General features: G+C 71.3%; 13 protein-coding genes and 1 pseudogene. 10 read left to right on the top strand and 4 right to left on the bottom strand.

From position 1 onward, the window contains the following. Positions 1-208: 208 nt before the first annotated feature. From GO999_RS14485 to apeE, 3 genes are all read right to left on the bottom strand, one after another. Positions 209-982: a glycosyltransferase family 2 protein gene (locus tag GO999_RS14485; protein ID WP_211906332.1), complete on the bottom strand. Its 774-nt coding sequence runs from the start codon at positions 980-982 to the stop codon at positions 209-211. Between the two features lie 57 nt (positions 983-1,039). Next, positions 1,040-1,756: a 3-oxoacyl-ACP reductase FabG gene (gene fabG / locus GO999_RS14490; protein ID WP_011000396.1), complete on the bottom strand. Its 717-nt coding sequence runs from the start codon at positions 1,754-1,756 to the stop codon at positions 1,040-1,042. A 101-nt stretch (positions 1,757-1,857) separates the two neighbouring features. Next, positions 1,858-2,118, bottom strand: a complete 261-nt coding sequence (gene apeE, locus GO999_RS14495) for an ApeE family acyl carrier protein (RefSeq protein WP_016724058.1) — start codon at positions 2,116-2,118, stop codon at positions 1,858-1,860. Between the two features lie 574 nt (positions 2,119-2,692). Here apeE and GO999_RS14500 point away from each other — a divergent pair. From GO999_RS14500 to GO999_RS14545, 10 genes are all read left to right on the top strand, one after another. Beyond that, positions 2,693-3,349 carry a COG4648 family protein gene (locus tag GO999_RS14500; RefSeq protein WP_071507124.1) on the top strand — a complete coding sequence of 219 codons (657 nt, stop codon included), beginning with the start codon at positions 2,693-2,695 and terminating at the stop codon, positions 3,347-3,349. 67 nt (positions 3,350-3,416) lie between these two features. After that, entirely contained in the window at positions 3,417-5,108 is a 1,692-nt protein-coding gene (locus GO999_RS14505; RefSeq protein WP_058907474.1) for an AMP-binding protein, read from the top strand. Further along, positions 5,105-6,076 (top strand): lysophospholipid acyltransferase family protein, encoded by a 972-nt coding sequence (locus GO999_RS14510; RefSeq protein ID WP_019717502.1) that lies wholly within the window; start codon positions 5,105-5,107, stop codon positions 6,074-6,076. Before GO999_RS14505 ends, GO999_RS14510 begins: the two co-directional genes overlap by 4 nt. Positions 6,077-6,079: 3 nt before the next feature. After that, positions 6,080-6,715, top strand: coding sequence for an outer membrane lipoprotein carrier protein LolA (locus GO999_RS14515; protein ID WP_011000391.1), 636 nt, complete (start codon positions 6,080-6,082; stop codon positions 6,713-6,715). A 3-nt stretch (positions 6,716-6,718) separates the two neighbouring features. Then, on the top strand, positions 6,719-9,202 hold the full coding sequence (locus GO999_RS14520) for an MMPL family transporter (RefSeq protein ID WP_211906333.1): 2,484 nt from the start codon (positions 6,719-6,721) through the stop codon (positions 9,200-9,202). Beyond that, positions 9,199-10,062, top strand: a complete 864-nt coding sequence (locus tag GO999_RS14525) for a polysaccharide deacetylase family protein (RefSeq protein ID WP_211906334.1) — start codon at positions 9,199-9,201, stop codon at positions 10,060-10,062. The genes GO999_RS14520 and GO999_RS14525 overlap by 4 nt, the downstream gene beginning before the upstream one ends. 83 nt (positions 10,063-10,145) lie before the next feature. After that, entirely contained in the window at positions 10,146-11,363 is a 1,218-nt protein-coding gene (locus tag GO999_RS14530; protein WP_211906335.1) for a beta-ketoacyl-[acyl-carrier-protein] synthase family protein, read from the top strand. Beyond that, complete coding sequence (locus tag GO999_RS14535) at positions 11,360-12,181, top strand: beta-ketoacyl synthase chain length factor (RefSeq protein WP_011000387.1); 822 nt, start codon at positions 11,360-11,362, stop codon at positions 12,179-12,181. The genes GO999_RS14530 and GO999_RS14535 overlap by 4 nt, the downstream gene beginning before the upstream one ends. Then, positions 12,178-12,687: a hotdog family protein gene (locus tag GO999_RS14540; protein WP_016724277.1), complete on the top strand. Its 510-nt coding sequence runs from the start codon at positions 12,178-12,180 to the stop codon at positions 12,685-12,687. The genes GO999_RS14535 and GO999_RS14540 overlap by 4 nt, the downstream gene beginning before the upstream one ends. Before the next feature lie 29 nt (positions 12,688-12,716). Next, entirely contained in the window at positions 12,717-12,974 is a 258-nt protein-coding gene (locus tag GO999_RS14545; protein ID WP_011000385.1) for a hypothetical protein, read from the top strand. Between the two features lie 415 nt (positions 12,975-13,389). Here the strand turns inward: GO999_RS14545 and GO999_RS24755 are convergent. Next, positions 13,390-13,964 (bottom strand): annotated as a pseudogene (locus GO999_RS24755) (transposase); the annotation flags it as partial. Positions 13,965-13,991: the final 27 nt, after the last annotated feature.

A 13,991-nucleotide genomic window follows, 5' to 3' on the forward strand; every position in this document is an offset into this window, starting at 1 on the left:
CCGCGACGATCCGCGCCGCAGGCTTGTGCTCGTTACACGGGGGGCGTCGGATACCGCGTCTGCGCACGCTCCCTTTCAAACGGATCGATCGGGCTCGATCACGGCACGCGCGACCGGCCGCCAGGCAACCAGCCTGGGCAACCGGCGCCCGTGCTCACCGCGAACGCGCGGCCTCTGCGATCTTGCCGGGACCCGGGGGCCGCGCGTGCTATGCGCCCCGCCGCAACCTCCGCGCGACAAGCAGCGGCAGGCGCCACAGGCACCCGAACAGCAGCCGGAGGTGCATCCAGATCAGCAGCACGTTGTCCCGGCCGTAATGGAAGTGCGACACCCCGCCTTCGGCGGCACGGAAGTACCGCACGGGGGCATCCAGCCGGATCGGACGCACGCCGGCCCAGCACAGGCGCACGGCCGCCTCGGGATCGAAATCGAAGCCGCGCATCCAGCGCCGCTGCCGGCGCATGATCACGACCAGCGGCGCGATCGGATAGATGCGGAAGCCGAACAGCGAATCGCCGATGCCGGCCCACAGGGTCTCGATGTCCGTGCAGACGTTGGACAAGCGGCGGCCCTGCACGCGCAGCTGCGGCGCGCTGGCGTCGAACCTCGGCCGGCCCAGCACCATCGCGTCGGGCGCGGCCTGCGAGGCCGCCATGAACGCGGGGATCAGGTCGGCGGGATGCTGGCCGTCGGAGTCCATCGTCAGCACATGCGTGAAGCCGCGCTCGGCCGCGGCCTCGAGCCCGGCGAGCACGGCGACGCCCTTGCCGCGGTTGCGCGGCAGCACCATCACGTGCAGCCCCGGGTCGCGCTCGGCCATCGCCTGCAGGCGGGCGGCACTGCCGTCGGTGCTGCCATCGACGACGACCCAGACGGGGTTCCAATGCGCGCGCGCACTGCGCACGGTGTCATCGACCTTGATGCCGGGGTTGTAGCTGGGGATCAGCACCAGGTGCGTCGCCGAAGCGCGGGTCGTGGACATGGAAACAGCCAATGGGAGAAAAACCGGAGAAGGGCTGGCCGGCGTGCGCCGCGAGGCTCAGGCCAGTCCGCCGTTGATCGAGAGGACCTGCCCCGTGACATAGGCGGCCGCATCCGATGCCAGGTACGCCACCATGCCCGCGACCTCGTCGGGCTGGCCCGCGCGCCCGGCCGGCACCAGCTGCTTGATGCGCTCGGCCGGAAACGCCTCCCCGGCCATCGGCGAAGCGATGATGCCGGGCGCCACCGCATTCACGGTGATGCCGCGCGAGGCCAGCTCCTGCGCCAGCGATTTGGTCGCGCCGATCAGGCCGGCCTTGGCCGCCGCATAGTTGGCCTGCCCGCGATTGCCCATCACGCCGGCCACCGAGGCCATGTTGATGATGCGCCCCCAGCGGGTGCGGATCATCGGCATCAGCAGCGGCTGCGTGACATTGAAGAAGCCATTGAGCGAGACGTCGATGACGCGGCGCCATTGCTGCTGCGTCATGCCGGCCATCGGCGCATCGTCGTGGACGCCGGCGTTGTTGACGAGAATCTGCACGGGCGCGCCGTCGAGCACGGGCGCCAGGGCGGCCTCGGTGGCCTGCGCGTCGGTCACGTCGAATGCGATGGCATGCGCGGTGCCGCCGGCCGCGACGATCCGCTGCGCGACGGCTTCAGCCTGCTCCAGATTGCGGTTCGCATGCACCCAGACTTCGTGCCCGGCCCTTGCCAGCGCCTCGCTGACGGCCTGCCCGATTGCACCGCTGCCCCCGGTTACGAGCGCACGCATCGCTTCTCCACTCCCTTTGGTTGGTCCACTTCCGATGTGATCGGCCATGCGCGGGGCCGGCCGCCCCGTGTCCGGGCGGTGCCGCCGCAGCGCGCCGGATGCTAGCGCACGCGGTGCGCCGCGATGTAAGCGGCCAGCGAACCGAGCGTGGCGAAGATCTTCTGGTTATCCGGATTCCCAGAGCGCAGTTCGAAGCCGTATTTTTTCGAGACCAGCAGCGCGATTTCCAGGATATCGATGGAGTCGAGCGCGAAGCCTTCCCCATATAGCGGGGTATCGGCGGACACGTTTTCGAGTTGGATGTCTTCGAGATTCAGTTCGCCGATCATCAGCTCGGCGAGCTCTTTTTCCAGTGCGTTCATCGTGCAAGCAAACGGGCAGCTCACGGCAGGGAGGCAACCGGAGACACCGACGTCCGTCTGGTCCGTCCCGTGCATGTCGCGCGCAGCCCTGCCACCCCCGCCCGCATCATGGGCCTTTTAAGGTAGGCGGATTCTAGACGAAGGGTCCCCCCTCGTATACCGCCAAACGGTGACAAAGATACAAGGCGCGGACCGCACTTTGTGACGGGTCCGCACGGGCCGCCCGGCCGATCCCCGCAGGGCGCCGCCCCGCCTGACGCCGGCGGCGGCCCGGCCGTACAAACGGTTACAAAGCCGCGCCGGCACAACCGCAACAATGGACGGCCCGGACACTAGAATGTGCCGGCCCGAACGCACCAGCCAAAACGTTTGGCGCCAAACGAGGTGCGTATGATTGGGGGCATCGCCGATCCCCGCGCCGCGCCCACCCTGTCAGCGCCGATGTCCCCGAAATGCAGTGCCATCCATTGAGCCGATCCCCGCAAGTCCGCCCCGCCCCATGTCGCCCGCCCCGCGCCGGCCGGGACATGATGCCGGGGTGCGCGCGTCGGCAAGACCCGCCCGGGAGCGGACGATGGGCGCGCTGACCCGCATCGCGCGCGGCGCGGCCGGGGTCCTCGCCGTTGCCGCTTACCAGATCGGCGCGCACCACGCGGCGGCGACGCCGGGTGCGCACGGCTTCGGCCTTGCCATGGCGATCGTGCCGCTGCTGGCGATCGCGCTAGCCGCGGCGCTGCGATCGGCGCATCGCGCCTGGCTGCTGCCGCTGTGGGCGCTCGCCTGCGCGGCACTGTGGCTGGCGCGTGCACCGCTGGCGCGCCATTTCGAATGGGGCCTGTATCTCGAGCACGTCAGCTTCAACCTGATGATGGCGTTCGTGTTCGGCCGCACGCTCGCGGCCGGCCGCACGCCGCTGTGCACGCAGTTCGCGGCCATCGTCCACGGCACGCTCGCGCCGGAGGTGGCGCGCTACACGCGGCAGATCACGGTGGCCTGGACGCTGTTCTTCCTGGGGATGGCCGCGGTCTCCACGCTGCTGTTCGCCGCGTCGCCGATCGTGACGTGGTCCACCTTCGCCAACTACCTGACGCTGCCGCTGGCGGGCGCGATGTTCGTCGCAGAATATGCGTGCCGGCGCCTCATGCTGCCGCCCGCGCAACGCACCGGCCTCCTGGAGTCGGTGCGGGCCTACCGGCAGTCGATGCACGCCAGGGCAGGCCAGACCCGATGAATCCACCGTCCGCGCGATGCGGTACCGCCGCGCCGCTCGACCTGTCGCTACTGTATTGATCCACGCCATGCAGACCTATCCGCTGGTGTTCCATGCCTCGCCCGACCAGACCATCGCCTGGCGCGACGGCGCGCCGGTTGCCGTGCGCACCTTCCTCGCCGAGGTGGCACAGCTGGCCGCGGCGCTGCCTGCGGGCGCGCATGTCTTCAACGCGTGCACCGACCGCTACCGGTTCACGGTCGGCCTGTGCGCGACGCTGGTCGCCGGCAAGATCAGCCTGCTGCCGGCCTCGCAGACGCCGGAGACCGTGCGCCGGCTGGCCGCGTTCGCGCCCGATGTGTTCTGCCTGCACGATGCGCCCGACTGCGCGATCGCGCTGCCCCGCTTCCGGTTTCCCGAGCCGCTGCCGGCAGCGGGGGCCGATGCGCCGGTCGACGTGCCGCAGATCGATGCATCGCGGGTGATGGCCTATATCTTCACGTCCGGCTCGACCGGCACGCCCGTGCCGCACCGCAAGACGTGGGGCGCGCTCGTCGAGGGCGTGCGCGCGTCGGCCGCGCGCCTCGGGCTGCTCGATGCGCACGCCTGCACGCTGGTGGGCACGGTGCCGCCGCAGCATATGTACGGCTTCGAGTCGACGGTGCTGCTCGCGCTGGTCGGCGGCCTCGCCTTCAGCAACCGGCTGCCGTTCTATCCGGCCGACATCCGGGCGGCGCTCGAAGCGGTGCCCCAGCCGCGCGTGCTGGTGACCTCGCCCATCCATCTGCGTGCGCTGCTGTCGTCGGAGCGCGCGCTGCCGCCGGCCGCGCTGGTGCTGTCGGCGACCGCGCCGCTGCCCGAGCCCCTGGCGAGCGAGGCCGAGGCACGGCTCGCGGCGCCCCTGATCGAGATCTACGGCAGCACCGAAACCGGCCAGATCGCCACGCGACGGACCGCGCAGGGCGCCACGTGGCACCTGCAGCCGGGCATCCGGCTCGAAGCCCGCGCCGGCACGCCCGATGAGGACGGACCGGTCACCTGGGCCTCGGGCGCGCACCTCGATGCGCCCGTGCCGATGGGCGACACGCTCGAGCCGATCGACGACACCCACTTCCTGCTGCACGGACGCAAGGCCGATCTCATCAACGTCGCCGGCAAGCGGACTTCGCTGGCCTACCTGAACCACCAGCTCAACGCGATACCGGGCGTCGAGGACGGCGTGTTCTTCATGCCGTCCGCCGCGGACAACGGCAGCGAGCCGCCCGCGCGCCTGGCCGCGCTGGTGGTCGCACCGGAGCTTGCCGCCGCCGACCTGCTGCACGCCCTGCGCGAGCGCATCGATCCGGCCTTCCTGCCGCGCCCGCTGCTGTTGGTCGAGGCGCTGCCGCGCGATGCCACCGGCAAGCTGCCGCGCGATGCGCTCGCGGCGCTGATTGCGCAGCACGGGCACCGCGGGGCCCGCGCAGGTGCGCCGGCCCCGATCACCTTCACGATCCCCGCCGATCACCCCGCCCTGCCGGGCCATTTCCCCGGGCACCCGATCGTGCCGGGCGTCGTGCTGCTCGATCAGGCGATCCGCCGGATCGGCGCGGCGCTGAACCGGCCGTTCGACGCCTGCCGGCTCAGTTCGGCGAAATTCCTCAGCCCCGCCGCGCCCGGCGTGCCGCTCGCGCTCGCCTTCGAGGCCACGGCCAGCGGGGCGATCCGCTTCACGGTCAGCGCCGGCGAGCGCGAAGTCGCGAGCGGCGTGCTGGCGCAACAGGAGGCGGCGCGCCCATGAAGCGCACCGAATGGGCCGAGCGCGAGGAGCGCAGCAACCTGCCGCTGCTGCGCGCCATGACGTGGATTTCGCTGCGCTTCGGGCGGCCGGTCGGCCGTGCCGTGCTGCGGGCCGCCGCCGCGTATTTCATGCTGTTCTCGCCGTCGGCGCGCCGGGCTTCGCGCGACTATCTGCGCCGGGTGCTCGGCCGGCCCGCGCGCTGGCGCGACGTGTACCGGCACCTGTTCACCTTCGGCGCGACGATCCACGACCGCATCTACCTGATGCACGGACGCTTCGACCTGTTCGACATCCGCCTGCAGGGCGAGGGCCTGGTCCACGCCGCGCTCGCCGAGGGGCGCGGCGTGTTCCTGATGGGCGCGCACCTGGGCAGCTTCGAGGTGGTGCGCGCCCTCGGCCGCACGCGGCCGGGCATGCGCATCGCCATCACCATGTACGAAGACAATGCGCGCAAGATCAACGCCGCGCTCGCCGCCATCAACCCCGCCGCGAAGCCCGAAGTCATCGGCCTGGGCCGCGTCGACGCGATGCTCAAGGTGCACGAGGCGCTGGACGCCAACAGCATGGTCGGCATGCTGGCCGACCGCACCCTGCTGCGCGAGGCCGGCGCATCGGTGCAGCGCATGGCCTTCCTGGGCGCACCCGCCATGTTCCCGCTCGGCCCGCTGCACATGGCGGCCATGCTCAAGCGCCCCGTGCTCTTCATGACGGGCCTGTACCGTGACGGCAACCGCTACGACGTGCACTTCGAGACGCTGGCCGATTTCTCCGGCGTGCGGCGCGACGAGCGGGCCGCCGCGGTGCACGCCGCGCTGACGCGCTACGTCGCGCTGCTCGAACGCTACTGCCGGGCGGCCCCCTACAACTGGTTCAACTACTTCGACTTCTGGCAGGGTGCCGAGACCGCCGCACCGCCCCGCGACGCCGCACCGCCGGGCGCCGACCTGCCCGCCACCAGGAACCCCTGACGCATGACCGCCACGCGCCGCTTCCTTCCGATCCGTCGACGGGCCTTCGGGGCCATCGCCATCACCCTGACCGCCATCGCGCTGGCCGACGCCGCCATCGCCGCCGGCGCGACCGGACCCAACCCGTCCGACTGGAACCTGGACCGCCTGATGTCCACGCTCGCGCGCAACAAGGCGGGCCGGGCGACGTTCGTCGAAACCAAATACCTGGCGATCGCCGCGCAGCCCGTGGAATCGTCCGGCGAACTGGTGTTCGCGGCGCCCGACCACCTGGAGAAGCACACGCTCAGCCCGAAGCCCGAGCACCTCGTGGTCGACGGCGACAAGCTGACCATCGAGCGCAACCAGCGCAAGTACACGCTGCCGCTGGCCCAGTACCCGGAGCTCGACGCCTTCATCGAAAGCATCCGCGCGACGCTCGCGGGCAACCGCTACGCGCTCGAACAGGTCTACCGGGTGGCCGTCACCGGCCGCGGCGATGACTGGACGCTCACGCTCACGCCGCTCGACGCGCGCATGCTCAAGGTGGTCAGCACCATCACCCTCGACGGCACACGCGACCGGCTGCACCGGGTCGCGATCCAGCAGGCCGACGGCGACCGCTCGGTGATGCAGCTGCAGGACCGCCCGGCGAACTGACCGATGCCTCCACGCCCATCGACCGGCCCCGACACGCATCGCCCGCGCGCACTGCGGCAGCCCGCCGTGCTGCTGTGGCTGCTGGGCCTGCTGGCCTGCGTCGCCGTGATCGTCCGCGCGAGCTTCGTGGCCGATCTATCCGCCTTCCTGCCAAGCTCGCCGAGCGCCGAGCAGCGCGTGCTGGTCGACCAGTTGCGCGACGGGCTGGTGTCGCGGCTGATGCTGGTCGCGATCGAGGGCGGCGAGCCGCCGGTGCGCGCCGAGCTGTCGCGGCGGGTGGCGGCGACCCTGCGCGGCGATGCCCGGTTCGCGTCGGTCAGCAACGGCGAGCCGGTCGGCCGGGAGCGGGACCAGCGCTTCGTCGTCGATCACCGCTACCTGCTGAGCCCGGCGGTGACGCCGCAGCGCTTTTCCGCCGACGGGCTGCACCAGGCCCTGGGCGACAGCCTCGACCTGCTGAGCTCGTCGGCGGGCCTCGTCGCCAAGGCCATGCTGCCGCGCGATCCCACCGGTGAAGTGGCCGCGCTGGTCAGCCAGCTCGACAGCAGCGCGCAGCCGCCGTCGCGCCACGGCGTCTGGGTCTCGCGCGACGGCCGGCGCGCCGTGCTGGTCGCCCAGACCGCCGGCGCCGGTGCCGACACCGACGCGCAGGCCGGCGCCATGGCCGCCGTGCGCGGCGCCTTCGAGGCCGCCGCGCGCGCGCTGCCCGACGCCGCCGCCTGCCGCCTGCTGATGACGGGCCCGGGCGTATTCGCCGTCGACACGCGCGACACCATCCGGCACGACGTGGAGCGGCTCTCCACGCTGAGCCTCGCCCTGATCGTCGCGCTGCTGTTCGTGGTCTACCGGTCGCCGCGCACGCTCGCGCTCGGCCTGCTGCCGGTGCTGTCGGGCGTGGCCGCGGGCGTGGCGTCGGTCAGCCTGGCGTTCGGTGCCGTCCACGGATTGACGCTCGGGTTCGGCACCACGCTGATCGGCGAAGCGGTGGACTATTCGATCTATCTGTTCGTGCAATCGGCGCAGCCGGGCGTGCGCCGGGCGGATGCGATGCGCGGCTGGATCGCCGAGTACTGGCCGACCATCCGGCTCGGTGTGCTGACCTCCGTGTGCGGCTTTGCGTCGATGCTGTTCTCGGGCTTTCCCGGCCTGGTGCAGCTCGGGCTGTATTCGATCGCGGGCCTGGCGACGGCCGCCCTGGTCACGCGCTTCGTGCTGCCGCATCTGCGCGGCGGCCAAGCCGCCATCCGGGATGTCTCGCGGCTGGGCGCGGCACTGGCGCGCGCGGCCCGGGCGGCGCCCCGGCTGCGCTGGCCGCTGGCGGCGCTGCTGGTTGCCGCCTGCGCCGGGCTCGCGCTGCACCATGACCGGCTCTGGAACCGGGAGCTGGCCGCCCTGAGCCCGGTGCCGGCCCAGAGCCAGGCGCTCGATGCGAGCCTGCGCGCCGACGCCGGTGCGCCCGACGTGCGGTATCTGGTGGTGATCTCGGGCGCCGGCGAGCAGGCCGTGCTCGAGGGCGCCGAGAAGGTGTCGGCTCAGTTGCAGCCGCTGGTGGATGCGGGCGTGCTCGGCGGCTACGACAGCCCGGCGCGCTTCCTGCCGAGCGAGGCCGCGCAGCGTGCGCGCCTGGCGAGCCTGCCGAACGCCGACGCGCTCGCGGCACGCCTGCGCGCCGCCCTGGTCGATCAGCCCATCCGCGTGAAGCCGGAACGGTTCGCGCCGTTCCTCGCCGATGTGGAGGCAGCGCGGCACCAGCCGCTGCTCACGCGCGCGGACCTGCGCGGCACCTCGATGGCGCTGGCCGTCGATGCCCTGCTGACCGAACGCGCCGGCCGCTGGAGCGCGATGCTGCCGCTGCGCGCGAGCGCCGACGCGCAAGCGCGCAGCGCCGGCCAGCCCGGCCTCGATACCGCCCGGGTCCGTGCCGCCGTCGAGCGCGCGGGCGTGCCGGACGCGCTCTTCATCGACATGAAGGCCGAGGCCGACCGCCTCTATGTGAACTACGTGCGCGAAGACATTCGCCTGTCGCTCGCGGGCGTCGGCGCCATCGCGCTGCTGCTGGCGATCGCGCTACGGTCCGCGCGGCGCGCCATGCTCGCGCTCGCGCCGCTGGCGGCCGCCGTGCTGATGGTAGCCGCCGGCTTTGCGCTGGCGGGCGTGCCGCTGACCATCCTGCACCTGATCGGCATGCTGCTGATCGTGGCGGTCGGCTCGAACTACGCGCTGTTCTTCAGCCGGCGCGCGGATGCATCGGCCGGCGCGCAGCCGGTGACGCCGCAAACCCTGGTCTCGCTGCTGATCGCCAATCTCGCCACCGTGGCCGGCTTCGGCCTGCTGGCGCTGTCGCGGGTGCCGATGCTGGAGACGTTCGGGCTGACCGTCGGCCCCGGCGCCATCCTCGCACTGGTGTTTGCCGCCATCCTCGCGCCGGCGGCGACACAAGCGACCGCGCCCGCACCGACCCACCCCCGTCACGGAGATCCGGCATGAATCCGCCGTTGCCCATTCCGCCCGGCACGCCGCGCCCCTGGAAGCCGACGCCGCTCATCGCCGGCACGGCCGTGCTGCACGCCGGCGCCGCTGCGGCGGTGGTGGCCCAGCCGGGCTGGTGGCCGTGGGCGGCCGGCGGGGTGATCGCGTCCCACCTGGCGCTGGCCGCTGCCGGCCTGTGGCCGAGCAGCGCGCTGCTCGGCCCCAACTGGACCCGGCTGCCGGAAAGCGCGGGCCGCAAGATCGCCCTCACCATCGACGATGGCCCGCATCCGGAAGTCACCCCGCGCGTGCTCGATCTGCTCGATCGCCATGGCGCGCAGGCAACGTTCTTCTGTATCGGCGACCTGGCGCGCCGGCACCCCCGGCTGGTCGAAGCCATCGTCGCGCGCGGGCATGCGGTGGAGAACCACAGCCAGCGGCACTGGCACAACTTCTCCCTGCTGGGCCCGGGCGCGCTGCGGCGCGAGATCGAGGCCGCGCAGGAGACGCTGACCGGGCTCAGCGGCATGCAACCGCTGTTCTTCCGCGCGCCCGCGGGCTTGCGCAATCCGTTCCTCGAGCCGGTGCTGTGCCGGCTCGGACTGCAGCTGGCAAGCTGGACCCGGCGCGGCTTCGACACCCGCACGCGCGACGCCGCCGTGGTGACACGCCGCCTGCTGCGCGGCCTCGCCCCGCGCGACATCCTGCTCCTCCATGACGGCCATGCCGCACGCAGCACGCAAGGCGAGCCGGTCGTCCTGGAAGTGCTGCCGGCCTTACTGCGCGCGGCGGCGGATGCGCGGTTGCAGTGCACAACGCTGCGCGCCGCGATCGCGCCGGAACCGATCCATCCGGCCCAGCCCGCCCCGGCCGCTTGATAAAATTTGAAAAGACCGGCACCCAGACCGTCCCATTGACCACCCCATCGCGGCCCCGCAAGGCCGCCACCGGACCCGTCCCGTTGAAACCCCTCCTGCTCACGCACTTCACCGCCACGAGCTGCCTCGGACGCGGCCTCGACGCCACGCTCGATGCCCTGCGCGGGCAGCGCGGCGGCCTCGCGCCCTGCCGCTTCGAGCGCGCTGACCTCGACACCTGGACCGGCGCGGTCGAGGACGTCGACGCCCAGCCCGTGCGCGCCGACCTGAGCGACTTCGAGTGCCGCAACAACCGGCTCGCGCAGATCGGCCTGACGCAGGACGGCTTCGCCGAACAGGTCGAGGCAGCACGGGCGCGCCATGGCGCCGGGCGCATCGGCGTCTTCGTGGGCACCAGCACCGCCGGCATCCTGGAGACCGAACTCGCCTACCGGCACCGCGATCCGCAGACCGGCGCCCTGCCCGCCGATTTCCGCTACGCGCACACGCACAGCCCCTATTCGTCCGCCGCCTTCGTGCGCGCCTATTTCGGGCTGCACGGCCCGGCCATGTCGGTCTCGTCGGCCTGCTCGTCCGGCGCCAAGGTCTTCGGCTCGGCGCGGCGCATGCTCGAAGCCGGCCTGATCGACGCGGCGGTCGTGGGCGGCGTGGATTCGCTGTGCCTGACCACGCTGTACGGCTTCAACTCGCTCGAACTGCTGTCGCGGCAACCATGCAAGCCGTTCGACGTGGCGCGTGACGGCATCTCGATCGGCGAGGCTGCAGCCTTCGTCCTGCTCGAGCGCGCCGACGGCCGGTCCGGGCACGACGAGGCCATCCTGCTGCTCGGCGTCGGCGAATCGAGCGACGCGCACCATATGTCGACACCGCATCCGGAGGGACTGGGCGCGCGCCTGGCGATGGAGCAGGCGCTGGCCTCGGCCGGCATCGCGGCCGAGGCGATCGACTACATCAACCTGCACGGCACTGCCACCGCCAGCAACGACGCCGCCGAAAGCCACGCGGTCAACGCACTGTTCAGCGACACGCCGTGCAGTTCGACCAAAGGCGCGACCGGCCACACGCTGGGCGCGGCGGGGGCGCTGGAAGCGGTGATCGCGGCGCTCGCGCTGCGCCATCAGCTGCTGCCCGCCGGCATCAACACGACCCGGCCCGATCCGGTGCTCGCGCTCGACTACGTGCTGACGAGCCGACCGGCCCGCCTGCGCGCCGCCCTCAGCAATGCGTTCGGCTTCGGCGGCACCAACTGCAGCCTGGTGCTCGGCCGCGCGGACAGCCTCGCCACCTCCATCGCCCCATGACCCGACTGAGCGCATTCATCGAAGGCGTCGGGCTGCTCGGGCCCGGCCTGAACCAGTGGCCGCACGCAGCCGCCCTGCTGACCGGCCAGGCGCCCTACGCGCCCGAACGCACCGCCTTGCCGCCGCCCGCCGGTCTGCCCGCGGCCGAACGGCGCCGCACCGGCCCCGCCGTCCGCGTCGCGCTGGCGGTGGGCCTGGAAGCGGTGGCCGCGAGCGGCCGCGACGCCGCCACGCTCGCCACCGTCTTTGCCGCATCCGGCGGCGACAGCCAGAACTGCCACGCGATCTGCGAAACGCTCGCGGGCGAAGACCGCCAGCTCTCGCCGACGCGCTTCCACAATTCCGTGCACAACGCGCCGGCGGGCTACTGGAGCATCGCCACCCGCGCCATGGCGCCGTCCAACGTGCTGTGCGCCTACGACGGCAGCTTCGTCGCGGGCCTGCTCGAAAGCCTGTGCCAGGTGACGGTCGACGCGGTGCCCACCCTGCTGATCGCCTTCGACACCGATTACCCCGAACCGCTGCGCGCGGTGCGGCCCATTCCCGATGCCTTCGGCGTGGCGCTGGTGCTGGCGCCCGAGGCCGGCCCGCACACGCTGGCGCGCATCGATGCCCGGCTCACCGATGCGCCCGCCACCCCCCTCGCCTCACCCGAGTTCGAGCCGTTGCGGGCGGGCAACCCCGCCGCCCGCGCGCTGCCGCTGCTCGAAGCGCTGGCCGCCCGGCGCCCGGCGAGCGTGGTGCTCGACTACCTGCCGGACACCCGGCTGCACGTCGACATCGTCATGCCGACAGCCTCCGGCGCCTTCCCGCGATGACCACCGACCGCCCCCTCTCGCCGCCGCTCGACCACGCCTGGATCGCCGCGCGCATTCCGCACAGCGGCGCGATGTGCCTGCTCGACCAGGTCGTCACGTGGGACGACACGCACATCCGCTGCACCACGACCAGCCATCGCGCCCCCGACAACCCGCTGCGTGCCCACGGCCGGCTGGCGGCGGTCTGCGGGATCGAATACGCCGCCCAGGCCATGGCCGTCCACGGCGCCATCCTCGGCAACGCGCAAGACCGCCCGCGCGCGGGCTTCCTTGCCAGCGTGCGCAGTGTCGAGGCGCACGTCGAACGCCTGGATACGATCGAGGCCCCCTTGACCATCGAGGCCGAGCGCATGGGCGGCGACGGCAACAACGTGCTGTATCGCTTCTCGGTGCGCTGCGGCGAGCGCGTGCTGCTCACCGGCCGCGCCGCCGTCGTGCTGGACGCGGCCGGCCTGGGCCTGCCGGATGCCGGTGCGCTCGCCAAAGCCAACGCTCAGGCGCGGTAGCGTCAACACTTGTTCGGAGGACAGACACCATGAACCGTCGCCACTTCGCGCTCGCCGCGCTCATGCTCGCCCTCCTCAGCCCCGCGGCACGCGCCGACCTGGGCGAGATGAAGCAGGACATCAAGCAAGGCTCGAAAGATGCCGCGAAAAAAACGGGACACGCCGCGCGGGAATTCGGCCACGCGACCGCCAACGCAGCCCGGACGGTCGGTCATGGCGTAGCGAACGCGGCGCACGAGACCAAGCGGGCCACCAAGCGGCTCTTTCACAAGAACGATTCGGAATGAAAGACCGGCCCCGCGCGATGGCGGGGCCGATCATCAGGAGAACAACCCGGGCGCGGTCAGTCATCACCATCACACGGTCGATGCGCCTGAGGCACGAAATTTCTGCCGCTCTATTGCGGCCTACGGGTATTCGTTCTGCAAAAAGGCTAGGGCTGGCTGCCGCCACTGCCCTGCGGATACCCACGGCCGCCGCACGGCTCAGCATGAGCCGACTGTGCGGAGAGGAGCGCATAGGTTCCAACGGTGCCGCTAACCACTGTCAGTAGGGCAACGGCAAGCAGGAAACTCTTGATCACGCGTTTCATGGCTTCTCCCCGGGGCGGCAGGCATCGTCCCCTAAAGTTTAGTTCGCCAGTTGCTCTCCAGCGCTCATCGAGAGGGCGCCGTATCGAATATTTTCTGACATGACCGCTAGCCGCGCCGACTTGTTGCGCTTTGGGCGTTTTTGCCGGAGCGACAAGCCTTCCGCTCGATACGGACGATAGACGCGTTTGTGATGGTCTTTCCAACCGTCCCGCTGCAGCATCACGTGCACACGGCGATAGCCGTAATGCACACGTGTGGCCGCAATCGCCTTGATGCGTGCAAGCAGTGCCAATGCGTCGCGAGCAACAAACCGATACCCGTACACCGAGCACGACATGCGAAACAGCGCGCAAGCCTTGGTCAGGCTCGCGCGATGGCGTTCGGTAGCTCGTCGATCAGCGTGCGCGTGCGGGAAGGCTTCAGAGCTTTTTTGACAGCACGTCCTGCAGCATGGCCTTGTCCAGGCTCAGGTCCGCCACCAGCCGCTTGAGCTTCGCATTCTCTTCTTCGAGTTGGCGCATCCTACGCAGCTCCGAAGGGCCAACGCCACCGTAGTTCTTCCCGTTGTAGAACGTCGCGTCGCTGATGCCGCAGCTTGCGGCACACTGCCTCGACCTTCGTGCCCAGCTCCGCTTGCTTGAGCGCGAACGCTATTTGCGCCTCGGTGAACTTGCTCGTCTTCATGGCATGTCTTCCATTTCAAATGGTGAA

It is taken from the genome of Ralstonia nicotianae (genome assembly GCF_018243235.1).
Classification (GTDB): Bacteria; Pseudomonadota; Gammaproteobacteria; order Burkholderiales; family Burkholderiaceae; genus Ralstonia; species Ralstonia nicotianae.

Coding starts and splice junctions, on each gene's coding strand:
- GO999_RS14520 (WP_211906333.1), top strand. CDS start 6,719: ATGCCTCCACGCCCATCGACCGGCCCCGACACGCATCGCCCGCGCGCA.
- GO999_RS14510 (WP_019717502.1), top strand. CDS start 5,105: ATGAAGCGCACCGAATGGGCCGAGCGCGAGGAGCGCAGCAACCTGCCG.
- GO999_RS14535 (WP_011000387.1), top strand. CDS start 11,360: ATGACCCGACTGAGCGCATTCATCGAAGGCGTCGGGCTGCTCGGGCCC.
- GO999_RS14505 (WP_058907474.1), top strand. CDS start 3,417: ATGCAGACCTATCCGCTGGTGTTCCATGCCTCGCCCGACCAGACCATC.
- apeE (WP_016724058.1), bottom strand. CDS start 2,118: ATGAACGCACTGGAAAAAGAGCTCGCCGAGCTGATGATCGGCGAACTG.
- GO999_RS14545 (WP_011000385.1), top strand. CDS start 12,717: ATGAACCGTCGCCACTTCGCGCTCGCCGCGCTCATGCTCGCCCTCCTC.
- GO999_RS14540 (WP_016724277.1), top strand. CDS start 12,178: ATGACCACCGACCGCCCCCTCTCGCCGCCGCTCGACCACGCCTGGATC.
- fabG (WP_011000396.1), bottom strand. CDS start 1,756: ATGCGTGCGCTCGTAACCGGGGGCAGCGGTGCAATCGGGCAGGCCGTC.
- GO999_RS14500 (WP_071507124.1), top strand. CDS start 2,693: ATGGGCGCGCTGACCCGCATCGCGCGCGGCGCGGCCGGGGTCCTCGCC.
- GO999_RS14515 (WP_011000391.1), top strand. CDS start 6,080: ATGACCGCCACGCGCCGCTTCCTTCCGATCCGTCGACGGGCCTTCGGG.
- GO999_RS14485 (WP_211906332.1), bottom strand. CDS start 982: ATGTCCACGACCCGCGCTTCGGCGACGCACCTGGTGCTGATCCCCAGC.
- GO999_RS14525 (WP_211906334.1), top strand. CDS start 9,199: ATGAATCCGCCGTTGCCCATTCCGCCCGGCACGCCGCGCCCCTGGAAG.